Annotated in this window: 15 protein-coding genes; 5 read left to right on the top strand and 10 right to left on the bottom strand. The window is 66.9% G+C overall.

What is annotated here, in order from left to right:
- Positions 1-38 precede the first annotated feature (38 nt).
- Genes ACW179_RS16940 through rhmD form a run of 6 tightly spaced genes read right to left on the bottom strand, consistent with a single transcriptional unit; the run spans position 39 to position 7,902 of the window.
- The gene (locus tag ACW179_RS16940) at positions 39-3,806 is read right to left on the bottom strand and encodes a beta-galactosidase (protein WP_492060633.1); all 3,768 of its coding nucleotides are present in this window, start codon (positions 3,804-3,806) and stop codon (positions 39-41) included.
- Between the two features lie 2 nt (positions 3,807-3,808).
- On the bottom strand, positions 3,809-4,141 hold the full coding sequence (gene rhaM / locus ACW179_RS16935) for an L-rhamnose mutarotase (protein ID WP_492060632.1): 333 nt from the start codon (positions 4,139-4,141) through the stop codon (positions 3,809-3,811).
- 28 nt (positions 4,142-4,169) lie between these two features.
- On the bottom strand, positions 4,170-5,078 hold the full coding sequence (locus tag ACW179_RS16930) for an amidohydrolase family protein (RefSeq protein WP_492060631.1): 909 nt from the start codon (positions 5,076-5,078) through the stop codon (positions 4,170-4,172).
- Positions 5,079-5,091: 13 nt separating this feature from the next.
- Positions 5,092-5,841 (bottom strand): SDR family NAD(P)-dependent oxidoreductase, encoded by a 750-nt coding sequence (locus tag ACW179_RS16925; RefSeq protein WP_492060630.1) that lies wholly within the window; start codon positions 5,839-5,841, stop codon positions 5,092-5,094.
- Positions 5,838-6,701, bottom strand: a complete 864-nt coding sequence (locus tag ACW179_RS16920) for a 2,4-didehydro-3-deoxy-L-rhamnonate hydrolase (protein ID WP_492060629.1) — start codon at positions 6,699-6,701, stop codon at positions 5,838-5,840. The genes ACW179_RS16925 and ACW179_RS16920 overlap by 4 nt, the downstream gene beginning before the upstream one ends.
- Positions 6,702-6,723: 22 nt before the next feature.
- On the bottom strand, positions 6,724-7,902 hold the full coding sequence (gene rhmD, locus ACW179_RS16915) for an L-rhamnonate dehydratase (protein WP_492060628.1): 1,179 nt from the start codon (positions 7,900-7,902) through the stop codon (positions 6,724-6,726).
- Positions 7,903-8,147: 245 nt separating this feature from the next.
- Between rhmD and ACW179_RS16910 the strand changes: the two genes are divergently transcribed.
- Genes ACW179_RS16910 through ACW179_RS16890 form a run of 5 tightly spaced genes read left to right on the top strand, consistent with a single transcriptional unit; the run spans position 8,148 to position 14,374 of the window.
- Positions 8,148-8,945, top strand: coding sequence for an IclR family transcriptional regulator (locus tag ACW179_RS16910; RefSeq protein WP_492060627.1), 798 nt, complete (start codon positions 8,148-8,150; stop codon positions 8,943-8,945).
- 23 nt (positions 8,946-8,968) lie between these two features.
- A complete protein-coding gene (gene lra1, locus ACW179_RS16905) occupies positions 8,969-9,730 on the top strand; it encodes an L-rhamnose 1-dehydrogenase Lra1 (RefSeq protein WP_492060626.1) in 762 nt (253 codons plus the stop codon).
- Positions 9,731-9,734: 4 nt separating this feature from the next.
- Positions 9,735-10,877: an FMN-dependent L-lactate dehydrogenase LldD gene (lldD, locus tag ACW179_RS16900; RefSeq protein ID WP_492060625.1), complete on the top strand. Its 1,143-nt coding sequence runs from the start codon at positions 9,735-9,737 to the stop codon at positions 10,875-10,877.
- Positions 10,874-11,656: a rhamnogalacturonan acetylesterase gene (locus ACW179_RS16895; RefSeq protein ID WP_492060624.1), complete on the top strand. Its 783-nt coding sequence runs from the start codon at positions 10,874-10,876 to the stop codon at positions 11,654-11,656. The genes lldD and ACW179_RS16895 overlap by 4 nt, the downstream gene beginning before the upstream one ends.
- A gap of 15 nt (positions 11,657-11,671) precedes the next feature.
- The gene (locus ACW179_RS16890) at positions 11,672-14,374 is read left to right on the top strand and encodes an exo-rhamnogalacturonan lyase family protein (RefSeq protein ID WP_492060623.1); all 2,703 of its coding nucleotides are present in this window, start codon (positions 11,672-11,674) and stop codon (positions 14,372-14,374) included.
- A gap of 102 nt (positions 14,375-14,476) precedes the next feature.
- Here the strand turns inward: ACW179_RS16890 and ACW179_RS16885 are convergent, their stop codons facing one another.
- From ACW179_RS16885 to ACW179_RS16870, 4 genes are all read right to left on the bottom strand, one after another.
- The gene (locus tag ACW179_RS16885; protein ID WP_492060622.1) at positions 14,477-15,013 is read right to left on the bottom strand and encodes a DUF6250 domain-containing protein; all 537 of its coding nucleotides are present in this window, start codon (positions 15,011-15,013) and stop codon (positions 14,477-14,479) included.
- 149 nt (positions 15,014-15,162) lie between these two features.
- The gene (locus ACW179_RS16880; protein ID WP_492060621.1) at positions 15,163-16,587 is read right to left on the bottom strand and encodes a rhamnogalacturonidase; all 1,425 of its coding nucleotides are present in this window, start codon (positions 16,585-16,587) and stop codon (positions 15,163-15,165) included.
- A complete protein-coding gene (locus ACW179_RS16875; RefSeq protein ID WP_492060620.1) occupies positions 16,584-17,549 on the bottom strand; it encodes an alpha/beta hydrolase in 966 nt (321 codons plus the stop codon). The genes ACW179_RS16880 and ACW179_RS16875 overlap by 4 nt, the downstream gene beginning before the upstream one ends.
- On the bottom strand, positions 17,539-18,738 hold the full coding sequence (locus tag ACW179_RS16870) for a rhamnogalacturonan acetylesterase (protein WP_492060619.1): 1,200 nt from the start codon (positions 18,736-18,738) through the stop codon (positions 17,539-17,541). Before ACW179_RS16870 ends, ACW179_RS16875 begins: the two co-directional genes overlap by 11 nt.
- Between the last annotated feature and the right edge of the window lie 57 nt (positions 18,739-18,795).

Below are 18,795 nucleotides of genomic sequence, written 5' to 3'. Positions count from 1 at the left end.
CTCCAGTCGAAGTCGAGCGGCGGCGAGTGAGCGCCGCCCTAAGGTTTGAAATCGGGTGCGGGCACGCGGGCGACGGGGACGCCGCCGCGCACGGTGCGCAGGTTGACGAGCTTGACGGGTTCCAGCGCCGCCTCAGGGGCACCGTCGCCGGTTACCGCCAGGGCGATGGTGTTCCTGCCGCTAGGGTCGATGATCCCGGTCGGCAGGACGAAGGTCCGCTGCGGGCCAACATGGGCGATGAACTGGCCCATGTTCCAGCCGTTGACGAAGATCAGCACCCGGTAGCGACGGTTTGGGGAACGCGGCCTGTCCGGATCGCCGATCGTCAGGCCCAGGGTGACGTCGTGGTCCTTGGGCAGGTCGAGGTCGAAGCCTGTCCGATACCAGGTGGTTCCGGCCGGAGCCCGGGCGTCGGCCAGGTCGGCCCTGGCCCAGGCGTCATCAGGGAAGCCCGGCAGGTGCCAGCCCTGGCGCTCGCCAAACTGGCCGCCACTGTTGGCGGTTCCGCGCATCGGGTCCTGGATGTCCTCGCCGCCGCTGTTGCCCTGGATCTTCCAGGCGATCGGCGCGGCAAAGCTGTAGGTCCCCGGGCCCGACAGCGAGGCCGAGATCAGGCCGCGCGGCTCCTTGTGGAAGTCGTCGGCATCGAGGTCCCAGTTGTGGCCGTTGTTGCGGACCATCACCGACAGGAGCCGCTCGCCGGTCCCGCGCAGGGCCTCGGGGATCTTGAAGGTCGCCACCCCGGTCGTGATCGGGCGTGGCAGGCCGCCGTCCAGCTCGTGCTGGCCCAGGAACTGGCCATCCAGCCAGACCTGCAGCATCCCTGCGCCGCCGCCGCCATAGTGCAGGGTCAGGGTGTCGAGTTCGGCCTTGCCCTGGAAGCGGCCGCGATACCAGACGTCGCCATGGTGGAAACCATAGGTGCTCATGTCCAGCACCGGCTGGCCGGTCGGGGGCCGCACGGTGGCCGCGCCCCGCCGCCCCTCGGCCTTCATCCAGCCGGCGTCGTCGAACTTGGGATCAGCCTCGGGCGCGCCATGGGCCGTTTTCCAGGTCAGCCTGGTCAGGTCGGGCAGGGCGATCGGTTCGGGCCCCGCCAGGGCCTTGATCGTCTGGAGGCTGCCCGTAGCGGTCGGCCGGGCGGTGACCCTGGCCCCGTTCCAGCCCAGTGCGGTGACCGTCTTGGGGGCGAACACCTCCAGCGGGCTCTGCGCCTCGGTGTCGCCGGTCAGGCTCAGCAGGCCGCCCTTTACCGTCGCCGCGCGAACCAGACCGGGGCCGCGGATCAGGACGTCGTCCCGGCGCCAGAAGGTCTGGCCCGTTTCGGCGTCGGCCAGCAGCAGGGTCAGCGATCGGCGGCCACCGCCGGTAATCCGCACGCGGGCCAGCCCTGTGTGGGTGTAGGTCAGCTTCAGATCGCCCTTGGCCGCGTCAAAGGTCGAGGCCACAGCGCCGTCCAGGACCTCGACCTTGGGCGCGCCGGCGTAGCGCAGGACCGTCTCGCCGTCCTCGCCGGCCCGCCCGTAGAGCAGAGCCAGGTCGCCGTCGTTCCAGGCCAGGTGGGTCTGGATCTCCGAGGTTGAATAGACCAGCCGCTGGCCGCCCAGATCATAGGCTGCCATCAGCATCTTGCTGTCCTGACCCCTGATGCGGGACGCTACCTCGTACGCGCCGTCGCGGGTCTTCACCCTGAAGGTGAAGCGCTCGTCGCTTGTCGCGCTGCTGGGATTGTGGACCACGACATAGAGGTGCGATCCGGTCTCGGCGTTGGTGTTGTGATAGACGCGGACCCTGTCGTTGGACGGAACCACCGCCTCGCCCTTGTCCATGCGAGCCAGGTCGGGCACGGCGGCGATGAACTCGCCCATCTGCTTCATCACCCGCGCCTTGTCGCGCAGGCCCCGGGCCTCGTCGATCGCCGCGCCATAGTCATAAGAGGTGAACACCACGGGGGCGGGAAGCCAGCCCCAGCTGGTCCCGCCATAGGTCATGTAGAAGCTTTGCAGCGTGATGCCGTTGGCCAGGTTGGTGGCATAGAACACCCGCTGATAGCCGACGCCGCGATGCAGGGCGGTGCAGTCGTAGTCGCCGTTGCTGCCCCAGTAGTCGAACCAGCCGCCGCCGAACTCCGCCAGGAAGCCCGGCGTGTTCGGGCTGGCCGAGGCCCCGCCCTTGGCACCGCCTGGCCCATACAGACCCCAGTCGGGCGCTACGCCCGGGCTTGAGGGCTTGGAGTCGACCCGGCAGTTGCCGCCCGGATAGCCGTCGAAAGCGTAGAGGTCGGTGGGGCCTTCGACCGTCCCCGGCACGTTCGAGCCCTTGGGGACCCAGTAGCCGTTCCGCCCCTTGTCGTTGTGGAAGATCGGCACCGTGATGCCGTCGGCCCTGGTCTTGTCGTACAGCCACTGCATGTAGCGCTGCTGCGGCGCGCCGACGACGTCGAGCTCGTTCTCGATCTGATGGGCGATGACCGTGCCCTGGCCGGTGGTCAGCTGATGACGGGCGATGACCGCATTGATCCGGGTCAGCCACTCGTCGGCCGCCGTCACATATTCCGGCGCGTCGGTGCGGGCGCGGGCCTGCTGGTTGACCAGCCAGCCCGGGAATCCGCCCCGCGTCAGCTCGGCGTTCACATAGGGTCCGGCGCGAGTGATGACGTAGAGGCCTTCCTCTTTGGCCATCGTCAGCAGGCGATCCATGTCGCGCACGCCGGAGAAGTCGTAGAGCCCCTGTTTGGGCGAGTGGTAGCCCCAGTCGAAATAGATCGCGACCGTGTTGTAGCCGCTGGCCTTCATCTTCTGGAGGATGTCGCGCCACAGGTCGGGGCTGGGCAGGCGGAACGGGTGGAACTCACCGCCCCACGAGACGATCCGCCGGCCGTCGACCTTCAGCGAGTACTTGTCCCAGGTGATCTTGTGCGCTTGGACCGGCTTGGCTGCGAGCGCGGGCTCGCTGCCCTCCTTCAGGACGGTGAAGTGACGCACCAGGCCTGAGAGCTCTGGAAGTTCGGCTTTTTGGGTCCAGGTCCTGAAGCCATCCTTGCTGTCCGACGACCAGTACCGCTTGGCCATGTATTCGTCGAAATAGATCCGCCACGCCCCATCCGGTGTGCGCGTCAGGGCGGGGCCTTCCAGATGGCGTCCCCAGCCCGCCCAGTCGCCGGTTCCCCTGGCCTGCCAGGGCCCGTCCAGCGCAGGGGCGGTCCACAGCTCGATGTACTTGCTCGTCTCGTTCTTGGCGAAGGCCTGGTAGAGCTCGCCCTCGCGCACGATGAAGGTGTCGATGACGTTGGGACCCAGGCCCGAAAGCGGGCGGGGCGTGCTCCAGGTGCTCAGCGTTGCGTCCTGGGCGGTGAGGCGCACCGGCTGGAAGGCACCTTGCTGGCCGGTGGTCGAGACCGACAGGATCAGGTTCACCGACCCGTCGCGGTCGATGAACCACTCCGGCGCCCAGCTGTTGGTCGCGCCCGGGACATCTATCCTGACGTCGCGCAGAAAGGTCCAGTCGACCCTGTCGCGGCTGCGCGCCAGACCGATCGTGTCGCCGCTCCAGCCGGTGGTATAGGCGACATAGTACCAGCCGTCGGTGTGCTTCATCACGCTGGGGTCGCGGATCAGTCCCTTGGGCGGGGTGTAGGCCAGCGGCTGTTTCAGCGTGAAGCGCGACCCGTCGGCGGAGTCGTACACGCTCATGTTCGATTGGCTGGCGTTGGTGAACGCCGTCATCGTGTACCGGACGGGTTCAGCCAGGGCTGTCGTCGCCAGAAGAGCGGCGGCCAGGCCCAGGCCTGCGAAACGCAATCCCATGCTCAGCCCCCGAAATAGAAGACGGGCTTCAGGGGCCACTCGACGGGCTTGTTGTCAGGCTGGACCTCCATCAGGTCGGCCATGAAGTCCCACCAGCGCTTCATCACCGGCTGCAGCGGCAGGAGATCCTTCTGGTGGTCGGGGCGCAGGCGCAGCACCGCGAAGAGGCTCATGGTCTCTTCGTCCAGGAAGATGGAATAGTCATGGATCCCCGCCTCGCGCAGGGCCTGCGCCAGATCGGGCCAGAGGTCGTCGTGGCGGCGTTCGTACTCTGCGGCGACACCCGGCTTCAGCTGCATGCGGAAGGCGAGGGGGCGGCTTGGCGTCGTGCTCATCGTGATCCTCCCGATTTGGTTCTTGTTGTCAGGCGGCCAGGCGATAGATCCGCCGGGCGGAGCCGGCGAACAGGGCCAGGCGTTCATCGTCGCTGAAGCCGGCCGTGATAGCGTCATAGGCGGCGTAGAAGCCGCCGAAGGTCCCGTGCACCTTCTCGACCGGGAAGTTGCTGGCAAACATGCAGCGCTCCACCCCGAAGATCTCGATGACCTGCAAGACGAAGGGTTTCAGGCTCTGGATCGTCCAGGCGCGGTCGACCATGGCCAGGCCCGAGATCTTGCAGCTGACGTTCGGCCGCGCGGCCAGGGTCGCCAGGCCTTCGCGCCAGGCGGCCAGACCGGCGGTGTCGCGATCAGTGGGCATGCCGGCGTGGTTGACGATAAGGGGAATGCCCGGATGGGCGTCGGCCAGGGCAGCGGCCGTTTCCATCTGTGAGGCGTAGAGCTGCAGGTCGAACGACAGGCCGTACTTGTCCAGCAGCGCGTAGCCGGCGTGCCACTGCGGGTCCTGGAGCCTGTCGGTCGGGCCGTAGGTCTTGGCCGGGTCGGTGTGCCAGTTGACGATCTGGCGGACGCCGCGCACGCAGCGCCGGGCCGCGTGCGCCTCCAGCATCGCCTCGACCGCCGGATCGTCCAGGTCGGCACCGGCAACGATGCCGCCGACCACGCCCCGCTGGTCGGCGATGGCCTGCAGCCAGTCGGTCTCGGACAGCTGGTCCCTGGGCGGCAGGCCGCACTCGACATGTACGACCTCAACGACGTTCCAGCCCTTGGCGTCGGCCAGATAGTCGTCCAGCCCGTAGGACCGGTAGGCGATCGGGCTCATGTCGCCGGCCGGATTGTTCGGCAGCGGCGTGTCCTGAAGCCAGGCGTAGTAGTGCCGATCCAGATCCCACAGGTGCATGTGGGGATCGACGATGGGGCCCGTATACGCCATGGCCGCAGCCCTCCTAGAAGGTGGTCCGGCCGCCGGACGTGTCGAAGGTCGCGCCTGTCGTGAAGCTGCACTCCTCGGACGCCATGAAACAGATCATGGCGGCGCTCTCCTCGATCTCACCCAGCCGACCCATAGGGATCTTGCCCTTCATGTAGTCGATCTGGCTCTTGGGCAGCTGGTCCAGGATCGGGCTTTCGAAGGTGGCGGGCGTCAGGCTGTTGGCGATAATGCCCTTGGTGGCAAGTTCCTTGGCCAGCGATTTGGTCAGACCGATCACCCCGGCCTTCGACGCCGAATAGGCGCTGGCGTTGGGGTTGCCTTCCTTGCCGGCCACCGAGGCGACATTGACGATCCGGCCATAGCTGTTGGTCAGCATGTACGGCACCACTTCGCGGCAGCAGTAGAAGACGCCGTTCAGATTGATGTCGACGACGCGGGTCCAGCTGTCGATCGGGTACTCATGCACCGGCGCGGTCGCGCCAGTGATGCCGGCCGAAGCGACCAGAACGTCGACACGGCCCAGAATGGCGTTGGACGCCTTGGTGGCTGCGGCGACAGCCACCTGGTTCGAGACGTCCAGCGCCTGGACGTCTGTCGCCCCGATCTCGGCGGCGGTGGTTGTCAGGCTTTCGGCGTCAAGATCCCACAGTGAGACCAGACCGCCCTCGGCGATGATCCGGGCGGCCACGGCCTTGCCAAGGCCCGACGCGCCGCCGGTGACGATGGCCGCGCGCCCGGCGAACCGGTTGCTATATGGGCTCACGCGACGCCGTCCTTCGTCCAGGCCACGACGATCTGGCGTTGCTCGCCCAGCTTCTCGATGCCGAGGCGAATCTCGTCGCCGGCCTTCAGATAGACGGGCTCGGGCTTCTGGCCCATGCCGACGCCGGGCGGGGTGCCTGTGGTGATCAGGTCACCCGGTTCCAGGGTCATGAACTCACTGATGTACGAAACCAGCTTGCTGATCGGGAAGATCATGGTCCTGGACGAGCCGTCCTGCTTGCGATGGCCGTTGATGTCCAGCCACATGCCCAGGGCCTGCGGGTCGCCGACCTCATCGGAGGTCACCAGCCACGGCCCGACCGGGCCAAAGGTGTCGCAACCCTTGCCCTTGTCCCAGGTGCCGCCGCGCTCGATCTGGAAAGCGCGCTCGGAGACGTCGTTGATCAGCACATAGCCAGCGACGTGGTCCAGGGCCTCGGCCTCGGTGACGTAGCGCGCGCGGGTTCCGATGACGACGCCCAGCTCGACTTCCCAGTCGGTCTTCAGGGAGTCCCTGGGCAGCATGACCAGATCATTCGGGCCCTGCAGGCAGCTGACGGCCTTGGTGAAGATCACGGGCTCTTCCGGAATCGGCAGGTTCGACTCGGCGGCGTGGTCTGCGAAGTTCAGGCCCACGGCGATGAACTTGCTGACGCCGTTCACCGGACAGCCATAACGGGGCGCGCCGTCGACGACGGGCAGGGTGGCCGGGTCGATCGCGGCCAGCGCCTTCAGGCTGGCCGGCGACAGCTGGGCGCCGGTGATGTCGGGAACATGGGCGGACAGGTCGCGGATCTTGCCGTCGGCGTCGAGCAGGGCGGGCTTCTCGGTGCCCTTGGGGCCATAGCGGAGCAGTTTCATCGATCTTGTGCTTTCAGAAGGATCAGCGAACGTAGGGCCGGTGCAGGCCGACCTCGCGATTGAGTTCGACGCCGAAACCCGGCGCGTCAGAGAGCTTGAGCTTGCCGTTGACCGGCACGGGCTCACCGATCAGCTGCGGATGGAACATCGGCACGACCTCGTCGGCCTTGGGCGCCATCATCAGGAACTCGGCGAACGGGCTGTTATGGCGGGTGATGACGAAGTGGTAGCTGTAGACACTGGAGCCATGCGGGATCGTCATCACGCCCTTGCTGTCGGCCAGATTGGCGATCTTGATCAGCTCGGTCACACCGCCGCACCAGCCCACATCCGGCTGGATGATGTCGCAGCATTCCATCTCCAAAAGCATGCGGAAGCCCCAGCGGGTGGCTTCGTGCTCGCCGGTGGTGACAAGCATGCCGGTCGGCGCGTTCTTCTTGAGGTCGCGATAGCCCCAATAGTCGTCGGGGCTGAGGGCTTCCTCGATCCACTTCAGGCCGTACTCATGGGCCTTGTGGGCCAGCTTGGTGGCGTAGTTCAGGTCCAGCGCCATCCAGCAGTCGAACATCAGCCAGAAGTCCTCGCCGCAACGCTCGCGCATCGTGGCCAGTTCCTCGATGTTTTTCCGCAGGCCTTCCTCGCCCTCGGCGGGGCCGTGATGCAGCGGCATCTTGCCGCCGATGAAGCCCATCTGCTTGGCCAGGTCCGGGCGCGCGCCGGTGGCGTAGAAGGTCAGTTCGTCGCGGACCTTGCCGCCTAGCAGGGCATAGACCGGCTCCTGGCGCAGCTTGCCCAAGAGGTCGTACAGCGCCAGGTCGACACCCGAGATGGCGTTCACGACCAGGCCCTTGCGGCCATAGTACTGGGTCGAGAAGTACATCTGGTCCCAGATCTTCTCGACCTCGGTCGGGTCGCGGCCCTCCAGGAAGCGCGACAGGTGCTTCTCGACGATATAGGCCGCCGGCTCGCCGCCGGTGGTTACCGCAAAGCCGATCGTGCCGTCGGCGGCCTCGATCTCGACCACCAGAGTGCCCAGCACGTTGATGCCGAAGCTCTGGCGGCTCTGGCGATACTCCGGATAGCGCGACATCGGCGTGGCGATGTGGTCGTCTATCCAGTGGCCCTCGCCCTGGTCATGATAGTCTGCTCCGCCGCCCCTTACGACGAAAGCGCGGACATGTTTGATCACAGGAAACGCCATGCTCAGCGCGACTCCAACCCAGAGGGTGATCTCTCACCCGATACAAACAGCGAGCAGACGACCAAGCAATTTCGGGCGGCCGCACGCGGCGCCTGAAGTGCTCAGCTACCTGTCCAACATATGACACGCTATGCAGGAACCGACATGCGGACAAAGGCGAGCCGCCGTGGATCCACTTGTCAAACGTTCCATAATGTGAGAGGTTGTGCTACAAAATGAAATCATCGTCAAGAGGAGCTCCACCAGTGTCTGGCGAAGAGGTAACGGCGACGAAGGGTCCGAGCGGCAGCCAGACCCTGTTTCGTGGGCTGGACCTGCTGGATGTGGTCGCGGATTTCGGCACGATCGCTCTGCCCGCGCTGGCCGCTCAGCTTGGCCTGACGCGTAGCACTACGCATCGACTGGCCACGGCCCTGGTCGAGCGTCGAATGTTGTCCCAGGCTCCGCGAGAGGGCTATAGCCTCGGCCCCAAGCTCCTTGAGCTGGGCTATCTGGCCAGCCAGCAGATGGACCTGCCGCGTATCGCCCGTCCCCATCTGGAAAGGCTTTGGGAGGCCACCGAAGATACGGTGCATCTGGGTGTGCTCGACGCTGACCGTGCGCTCTATCTCGACAAGCTGACGGGCCGTCGCCGGATAAATATCAGTTCCCGGGTTGGCGATCGTCAGCCGATCCGCTCTACCGGTCTCGGCAAGGCGCTGGTGCTGGACGAAACAGAAGAGCGCTGGCAGCACCTGTTCCGCAGCGAGGGGCCGATTGCGCCGGGGGCTCCCGACGAAGCCCTATGGATCGGCTGGATGCGCGACTACGCCGTTCGCGGCGTGGCCTTCGACCTTGAGGAAAACGAAGACCGAATTCGCTGTGTGGCGGCCCCTATTCGCGGTGCCTCCGGCCAGATCGTCGGTGCCATCAGCGTATCGGGCGCGGCCCAGTACATGGACGACGCTCGCCTGTCCACGCTCGTCGATGACGTACGTGAGACCGCAAACGCCATTGCCCATGACCTGGGCTGGAAGGGCAATAGACCCGCTGCGCGAAGCTAAGTCGCGCGACCAAGGGAGGAACGATGCTGCTCGAGGGCAAGGTGGTGCTGGTGACCGGCGCCTCTCAGGGAATTGGCAAGGCGGCCGCGATCGGTTGCGCCCGCCACGGGGCTGACGTCGCGATCAACTACAACTCCGACGAAGCGGGGGCGGCTGATGCGATCAAGCAGATTGAGGCGCTGGGACGCCGGGCGATCGCCGTGCGGGGCGACGTGGCCGAACCGGAAACGGCCAAGGCCTTTGTGTCGGCGGCGGTCGAGGCGTTCGGCAAGGTCGACGTCTTCGTCAACAATGCTGGAATCTGCCCGTTCCACGCCTTCCTCGACATGCCGCCCGAGGTCCTGGAGCGGACGATGAGGGTCAATCTGCACGGCGCCTACTATATGGTGCAGGCGGCGGCTAACCAGATGGTCCGCCAAGGCCACGGCGGCGCGATCATCGCGGTCAGCTCGATCAGCGCCCTCGTGGGCGGCGGCATGCAGACGCATTACACGCCCACCAAGGCCGGCGTGCACAGCCTGATGCAGTCTACGGCGATCGCGCTGGGCAAGCACGGCATCCGCTGCAACTCGGTGCTGCCGGGCACCATCGAGACGGCGATCAACAAGGACGACCTGGCCGACGTCGCCAAGCGCGAATACATGTCCGGCCGCATCCCGCTGGGCCGTCTGGGCGTGCCGGACGACCTGGCAGGCCCGATCGTGTTCCTGGCCTCGGATCTGGCCAGATATGTGACCGGCGCGGCGCTGCTGGTCGACGGCGGCGCCTTCGTGAACCTGCAATAGCGCCGTGATTGTCTCCTCCACGACCGATTTTCGGGAAGCAGCGCGGCGCAAACTCCCCCGCTTCCTGTTCGACTATATCGACGGCGGTGCCTATGCCGAGCGGACCCTGCAGCGCAACGTCTCAGACTTGGCCGACCTGGCCCTGCGCCAGAGGGTGCTGAAGGACGTCTCGGCGGTTGATCCCTCGACCACGCTGTTCGGCGTCAAGCAGGCCCTGCCGGTCGCCCTGGCACCGGTGGGCCTGACTGGCATGTATGCGCGGCGCGGCGAGTGCCAGGCCGCCCGGGCGGCGGCCAGGAAGGGCGTGCCCTTCTGTCTGTCGACGGTCTCGGTCTGCGATGTCGACGAGGTCAGCAAGGCCTCGCCGTCACCGATCTGGTTTCAGCTCTATGTGCTGCGCGACCGCGGCTTCATGCGTGACCTTCTGGCCCGCGCCAGCGCCGCAGGGGCGACCGCCCTGGTCTTCACGGTGGACATGCCGGTGCCCGGGGCCCGCTACCGCGACGCTCACTCGGGCATGAGCGGTCCCAACGCTGCGGCGCGCCGCATGGTCCAGGCGATGTTCAAGCCCTCCTGGGCCTGGGACGTCGGCGTGATGGGCCGGCCTCACACTCTGGGCAATGTCGCGCCGGTGCTGGGCGAAAACTCGGGGCTCGAGGACTTCATGGGCTGGCTGGGGGCCAATTTCGACCCGTCCATCCAATGGAAGGATCTGGAGTGGATCCGCGACCTCTGGAAGGGGTCGCTGATCATCAAGGGCGTACTGGATCCCGAGGATGCCAGGGCCGCCGCTGACATCGGCGCCGACGGCGTCGTCGTCTCCAACCACGGCGGCCGTCAGCTTGATGGCGTGCTGTCCAGCGCCCGCGCCCTGCCGGCCATTGCCAACGCGGTCGGTGACCGGCTGACGGTCCTGGCCGACAGCGGCGTGCGCTCGGGCCTCGATGTGGTGCGGATGCTGGCCTTGGGCGCCAAGGGCGTGCTGTTGGGCCGGGCCTTCGTCTACGCCCTGGCCGCGCGCGGCGAGACCGGCGTCACCCAACTGCTCGACCTGATCGAGAAGGAGATGCGCGTGGCCATGGCCCTGACCGGCGTGCGCGACATCGCCAGCATCGACCGCTCGATCCTTGCGGAGTTCAAGGCGTGATCGCCTCACTGGTTCTTGGCGCGGCCCTGGCCGCCTCACCGACACCGGCCAAGGTGCCGCCGCGCATCCTGATCGCCAGCGACTCCACCGCCGCCCATTACGGTGCCGACCGCTATCCGCAGATGGGGTGGGGCATGGTGCTGAAGTGCTCGCTGGATCCCGGCGTCGAGGTCGTCAACCTGGCCCGTGGCGGCCGCTCGACCAAGACTTTCATCGAGGAGGGGCTGTGGGGCAAGCTGGTCGCTCAGCTCCAGTCCGGCGACACGGTGCTGATCCAGTTCGGACACAACGACGCCGACACCAAGAAGATCGAGCGCTACGCCGCGCCGGATGGTGCCTATCGGGCCAACCTGATCCAGTTCGTCAAGGATGTGCGTCAGGCTGGCGGCAGGCCCGTCCTGGTCACGCCGGTCGCGCGCTGGATGTGGGAAAACGGCGCTCCAAAGGATGCTCATGGGCCTTATTCAGCCGCCGTTCGGCGCGTGGCGCGAGAGCAAAAGGTTCCGCTTGTCGATCTCGACGCCGACATGATGGCCGCGCTCGCCGCGCGAGGCCCATCCGCCTCCCGGCGGCTCTATCTGTTCTACCAGCCCTACGATCAGGTGGCGCGCTATCCGAGCGGGATCAGCGATGACACGCATATCAATGAGCAGGGCGCACGTCTCGCCGCCGCCCTGGTCGCGACGCGGCTGGCGGATCTGAAGATCCCTTTGGCGAAGTGGGTCCGGCCGGCCTCGATCGCCGCCCAGCCCAGGCTTGGCGCGCCGACCTGCCCCTGATTGGGAAGCCTCGTCATGGACCGATCAAAAGCCCGCTCCGCCGCCGTGACCCGGCGCGCCGCTCTGGGTTCGGTCGTCGCGCTTGGCGGCGTCCGCCCGTCCAGGGCCTCGCCCGGCAAGCGTGGCGTCGCGCCGGTCGATCTCGCCTGGCTGGGCGACGCGCCGCCCACCGCGCCGGGGGCGGCGGTCTGGGGCGTGCCCTGGCCGCAGGGGTCCCTAAGCCCGAAGATGTCCTTGAAGGCGACCACCGCCGGCGGGAGCCCATTGCCGCTGCAAACCTGGCCGCTCGCCTATTGGCCTGACGGCTCCATCAAGTTCAGCGGCCAAGCTGTTGTCGGAGCCCCGGGACCAGGCTTCCGGATCGAACAGGGGATCCCGGCGGCCCCTCAAAATCCCGTGACGGTTCAGGAAGGGGCCGAGACGATCGAGGTTCGCGCCGGCGCCTTGGTTTGCCGGTTCGCGCGCCATGGCACGACCCTGATTGACAGCATCGCCCTGTCCGGGCGCGAGACGGCGCGCTCCGGCCGTCTGGTTTGCCTGAGCCAGACAACGCCGCCGGATTCCCTTTCGGGGCGCGAGGTCCAGACCTTCGAAGGCTTCGTCGAACGGGCCACTGTCGAGCAGAGCGGACCCCTCCGGGCGGTGGTCCGGTTCGACGGGCACCACAGAGGCGGCGGCCGAGATTGGATGCCCTTCACGGTTCGGGTGGCGGTCGATGCCGACGGCCGCCTGACCCTGACCCACAGTTTTGTTTTCGATGGCGACGCCAGCAACGACTTTATCTGCGGCCTGGGGGTTCGGTTCGACGTGCCGTTCTCTGACGAGCTGCACAACCGGCATGTCCGCTTCGCCGGCGAGGGCGATGGCCTGTGGGGCGAAGCGGTGCGCAACTTGCCGGGTTGGCAGCCGGGCAAGTTTTCGCTCGCCGGCCAGTTTCCCGCCCAGTTGCGCGGTGAACGGGTTCCAGCCCTCGCAGAGATGGACACCAAGACCCGGGCTCAGCTGGAGACGGTGCCGGCCTGGGATGGCTTTAGACTGTTCCAGAGCGGCTCGGATGCATTCTCGGTCGAGAAACGAACCGGGGCGCACAGCAGCTGGCTGCGAGCCGGGCAGGGTGGCCGGGCGTCAGGGCTTGTCTATGTCGGCGGCGTTTCCGGTGGATTGGCCTGCGGCGTCCGGCACTTCTGGCAACGTCATCCGACCGGCCTTGAGATCCAGGGTGCGGGCGGAGATGCCGCGACGGTGACTCTCTGGTTCTGGTCGCCCCAGGCCGGGGCCATGGATCTGCGGCACTATAGTGATCGGGCTCATGGCCTTGAGATCCAGTACGAGGACGTCGAGCCCGGGCACAGCACGCCCCTCGGCGTCGCCCGCACCAACCAGGTCTTCCTTTGGCCGCTGGGCGCAACGCCGCGTCGAGAGGCCCTTGTCGCCATGGCTGCCGCCACGCGAGAGCCGGCGCTGCCGGTCTGCAAGCCGGACTATTACCAAAGCTGCGGCGTATTCGGGGTCTGGTCGCCGGTCGACCGCTCGACACCGGCGCGGGCCCAGCTCGAGGCGGAGCTGGATCGCCTTTTGGCGTTCTACCGCGACGAGATCGACCAGCGCCGCTGGTACGGCTTCTGGGACCACGGCGATGTGATGCACAGTTACGACGCTGACCGACATGTCTGGCGATATGACGTCGGCGGATTCGCCTGGGCCAATAGCGAACTGGTGCCTGACCTGTGGCTATGGACGTCCTTCCTGCGAAGCGGTCGCGCGGATGTGTTCCGCGTGGCCGAAGCGATGACCCGTCACACCGGAGAGGTCGATGTCCATCAGATCGGCCCGTTCAAGGGCTTGGGTTCGCGCCATAATGTCAGTCATTGGGGGGACGGTGCCAAGGAGTTGCGCATCAGTCAGGCCCTGCTGCGTCGTCCGTACTACTATCTGACGGCAGACGAGCGGACTGGCGACCTGATGACCGCGCAGGCGGAGTCCGACCAGGCCCTGCTGAGCGTCAATCCGGTCCGCAAGGTTGTCGCCGCAACCTCCCACCCCACCCAGGCGCGTACCGGCCCGGACTGGCTGGCCCTGGCAGGCAACTGGATGACCGCGTGGGAGCGCACCGGAGAGCGTCGCTGGCATGACCGTATTGTTCGGGGCTTCGAGTCCATTGCCGGGGCACCGCACGGCATGTTTTCAGGACCGCCCTTTGGCTATGACCCCGCGACCGGCCGGCTCGAGGACATCGGCCGGGCGTTCGGGTCCAGTTACCATCTGGTGACGATCATGGGCGGTGCCGAGGCGGCGTTCGAACTCGACGGCCTGATAGACCACCCCGCCTGGCGCAAGGCATGGCTTCAATTCTGCGTCTATTACAATGCCCCGCAGGCCTTGCGGCAGGCAGCATTGGGTCCTGGCGCGATCGACCGCTACTTTGCCTATCCGGCCTGGCACGCGCGGCTCACCGCCTGGGCGGCCCGTCGTCTGGAGGATCCGCAACTGGCGGCGCGGGCGTGGCGCGAGGTGCTGACCGAAGGCCGCGAGACGGCGCGTCTTCCCGCCCGTACACGGGTTGCGGGACCGCAGTCGCTGAACCCGGTTGAGGAGATTGCCGGGGTGGCGACCAATAATGTCTCGCAATGGTCCCTGAATGTCATCGAGCTGCTGGCGCTTGTCGGCGATGCCCTGCCTGCCGAGTTACCCAAAGCAGGCTTTCCGCCGAGCCGCTAAAGCGCGTTCCGAAAAGTGGGAACCGGTTTTCGGCATGAAACGCGCGCGAAAACAAAAGACTAGAGCGGGTTGCGATCTGATTCCATCAGGTCGCAACCCGCTCTAGGGGCGGCAGATTTCGAAATTGCGCAGCCGCAGGTGGCTTTGCGTGGTCCGCAGGGCAAACCAGCCACGGGTGTAGGGCTTGGGGTCATGGTGCTGGAACAGGCGGCGCCCGTCGCTCCAGTAGGCGATCCGCGAGCCGTCCGCGACGAGCGTCACCGCAGTCCAGCGATTGGCGACGAGCATCGTGCTTGCGTCGGTGAGGTCGTGCTGTGGCAAGAGCGGCCGCTGGCCCGCGCGTCCGACATAGCGCCTGAACCGGGTTGTCGTGTTGCGGTTGCCGCCTTGCCCGATATAGTAGGTTTTCAGCGTGTCATAGTCGGCGAAAGCACCGCTGCGCGGCTGAGCATGAACAGACCCGCCGCTCGCCTCCCGCGCCATCCAGAAGGCGTTGAGATCACTGACGCGATCAAGAGGGCCGCCCTCGGAGACGGCCTGGGCCTCATAGCGGATGACCACCGGACCTTTCAGCTCCTGACGAAACCACAGGGTGAGGCCCGCCGGCGCGAGAACATCCAGCACACCCGCTTCGGCCACGACCTGCGCGGGCTTTTCCGCCTCCAGGCGCCATTGGCCAAGACCGGCTGTGAAGGCGTCCGCGAAAAGCCGCCGGCCGCGACCCGGAGGCTCTGGCGGGGCGAGAGGGGCTGCGGCCAGGCCTGCCAGAACAGATCGTCGATCCAGGCTCACGGGGGCGCCTCGGTCACATTGTCGAGCCGCAACGGCGGTCTGCCGTCGGGCGCCAAGCTGTCGAGGCGCACCTGGTCCAGAACCAGGTTTCTGACGTGCCGGGCCCAGAGGCCGAAGGCCGGCGTGGGACCGAACATGCTGGGCTCGGGATAGGTTTCTCGATGTTCGTCAGGCTCGGCCCGGGCCCAGTCGGCGTGGCCGCTGCCGCGGAAGGTCAGGCGAATATTGCGCATCGTCACATCGCAGATCGGCGACTCTGGCAGGCCAGCGAGTGTCGCAGCATAGTCGGCCAGTATGTCCTCGCCGACGATATCGCGCAGGACGATCTGGCGCATCGCGCCCAGTCCGGTCCCTTTGGGGCCCCGCCGACGGTCGCCGACCCGCAGGAAGATGGGTGCGGTGGTCACCTCAGTCAGGGTCAAACGCTCGACCAGAACATTCTCGATAACGCCCCCATCGACGGTTTCCAGGGCCAAACCGCGTGAGCGCACAAAGCGGCAGTCGCGAATGGTGATGTCCCGGAACCCCCCGTTTGATTCTGTGCCCAGCTTGATCCGTCCCGTGACGCCGTCCTGGTCGGGGGCCATGGTCTGGGTTCGGCCATAGGTGCCGTCCAGCATCGTGCCCAGATCGAACCCGCTGACCTCGCAATCCTCGATCAGCACCTGTTGGGTGATGATCGGCTCTCCCAGGGCCAGCGAGCTCTTCAGCACGATCGCGTCGTCGTTGGGGGTGTTCACCCGGCAGCCCCGGATCTCCACGTTCCGGCAGGCGTCGATGTCGAGGCCATCGCGGTTGGTGTCGATCAGGAGATTGCTGAGCGTCAGTCGCTCGCACCCGGTCGCGAGCACCGCAAAGTGACCGCCCCGGAAGATTGTGAGGCCGTCAATCCGCGCGCCCTTGACCCGCTTGAGGGCAATGGCCTTGTTGCCTTGCCCAACCATCATTTCCCGGTCCGGGTTAAGGGCTTTGAACGCTTCGGGCGAGATGTGCTGCATGCTCTGTGGAAACGCGCCGGCCTGACGGCTCCAGCGCGCCCCGGGCCCTTCGCGGGTCAAGCCTCGACCGTCTATGCGGCCGGGGCCCAGGATCGCAACGTCCTCGAGATCCTCGCCCCAGATGAGGCTGTTGTGCCAGTGGCTATGGCCAAAATCCTGCCAGAGGTCATGGGGATTGGGTTCCGGCGGGTCGTAGCGTCCGGGGTGACTGGCCGGATCAGCGGCTTCCAGGACTGCGCCGGCCTCAAGTCGCAGGGTCACGGCGCTGGCCAGGCGGATCGAGAAGGCCGCAAAGCGACCGGCTGGAATGCGCACCTCCCCACCACCGGTGGCGTGGACCGCAGCAATGGCGGCGTTTACCGCATCCGTGGCCAGCGCAACGCCACCCTCCAAGGCACCAAAATCCCGGATGTCGGCAATCACGGATAGAGGCCGTGTCGCTTGAAGAAGGCATCCAGTTGACTGGTCCAGGGTGCCAGCTGGCCGTCGGGGCCCCGCAGGCCGAAGCCATGGCCGCCGATCTCCTGAAGATGCATCTCGACGGGGATTTTGCGCGCGCGCAGCGCCTGCCACATCAGGACGCTGTTCTCGACGGGCACGACCCTGTCGTCAGCGGCGGCGGAGATATAGGTCGGCGGCGCATCATCGGGGACGTGGCGCTCGGCCGAAATCGCTTCGCGCTGAGCATCGCTGGGCGATGCGCCTAGCAGCTCCTTCAGGGAGCCGCCATGCGCGTAGGGCGGGGTCAGCGTGATGACAGGGTAGAACAGACCCGCCAGGGCCGGTCGTGTCGGCAAGGCGTCGGCGGCGTCCACGGGCGCATAGGTCTGACGCGTGAATTGGGTGGCCAGCCGCGCGGCGACGTGGCCGCCCGCCGAAAACCCGATCACGGCGACGCGCGCGGGGTCGACGCCGAGTGACGGGGCCCGGGCCCGAATAAGCCGCATGGCGCGCTGTGCGTCCTGCAGTGCGACGTCGGGACCCGCCGCCCAGCCGTCGGCCGGCAGGCGGTAGTTCATCACGAAGGCCGTGACGCCAAGGCCGGCGAGCCAGGCATCAATCGGGCCGCCGCCACGGCCGACCGCGATGCGGCGATACCCGCCGCCAGGGATCATCAGGACCGCCGCGCCATTGGGGTGTTTGGGCCGGCGCATCGTGAGCCAGGGACGCGTGACATTCAGGAAGGCGGTGTCGTTCGGGTCGCCGCCCGGCGTGCGCAGGATCACCGTCTCGGCGGCTGTGACCGCTTCGCCGCCCGGCGCGGGGCCGGGCCAGAGATCGACGGTTTCGATGTCCGGGGGGGCAGGCGAATTGGCGCGCGCGCTCAGGGCGGTCAGGCTGGTGGCCAGTCCCAGCAGGACGCGACGATTGAGACTAGTTGCCACGGGGGCGCTCCGGGCTGACGGCCGCGCTGGGCGGCAAGGTGAAGGATTCCGGCGCAGGCGGCCTGGCCGGGTCGAAAGGCTTCAGATCGGGAAGCAGATGCTCGGCCAGGCCGGGAACCGAGACGCGCAGACCTTCCACGACCCCGCGCGCCAGCTGGTAGGCACCGTAGTTGTTGTGATGGGTGAGATCCCGGCCCCCGTCGTTGAAGGCCCTCCAGGCGTTGGCCGCGCCGAGCGCCTCATAGAATGTCGCGCTCACCGTATTCAGGTCTATCAAGGGCACGCGCAGTAAGTCGGCGGTTTCGCGCATGGCTGCCGGATAGTCGCCGTGGGTGTTGATGACGCGGCCAGCGGGATCGAACCGGTTGCGGTGCATCGGGGTCACCAATACCGGCGTCGCCCCGCGCCGCCGCGCTTCGCCGACATAGACCTGAAGATAGTCCCGATAGGTTCCGTCGGCCGGGGCGTAGGTCTGCGGCCAGTTCGTCTTCTGGTCGTTGTGCCCGAACTGGATCAGCAGCCAGTCGCCGGCCTTGAGGCGGTCGAGGATCTTGTCCAGCCGGCGGCCCGCCAGGAACGACTTGAGCGTTTCGCCAGATTCCGCATGGTTGGCGACGCTGATCGTCGGGCGGAAAAATCTTGGCAGCATCTGGCCCCACCCGGCGGCGGGCTCAAACGGCTGGTCGGTCACGGTGGAGTCGCCAGCCAGATAGAGCACCGGAACCTGAACGGGCGCGACGTGGATCTGTCCGACGGCGGCACGCGCTCCACAGATCTCCAGGGTGAGACGATCATCCCAGGTCGGCGTTCCGATTTCACGCGGATTGAGCTGGACCTGACTCGCGCCCGGCGCGTTGGCGGGCGGAGCTGGGAGATCAGGGCGGCGGACATTGACGATGATGGCCAGCGTCCGGCGCTCGCCCGCCGCGACCTCTACGTCTTCCAGCATCAGGCGGCGCGCTTCGGCCTTGATGGTTGTCAGCGAGGGAGTGTCGCCGCCCAGCTCCAGTGTGACCCGATAGTCACCTTCCGGCAGCCTGATCGAGAAACGACGGCCCGGACCCGGTTCGAAACCATGGCCCAGGCGCGCATCATAGGCGACGCCGGCGAGCGCCCTGAGGTTGAAATCAAGCGGCTCTCGAGGCGGTAAGGACGAGGCGCGCGCTGCCTCCAACCCGGCTGAAGTCATGACCAACCCTCCCACCATCCGTCTTCGGGTCAAGCGCATGGGATCCTTGATGAGCAC

It is taken from the genome of Caulobacter sp. AVps18, assembly GCF_058681425.1.
This window is presented reverse-complemented; position numbering and strand designations above follow the sequence as displayed.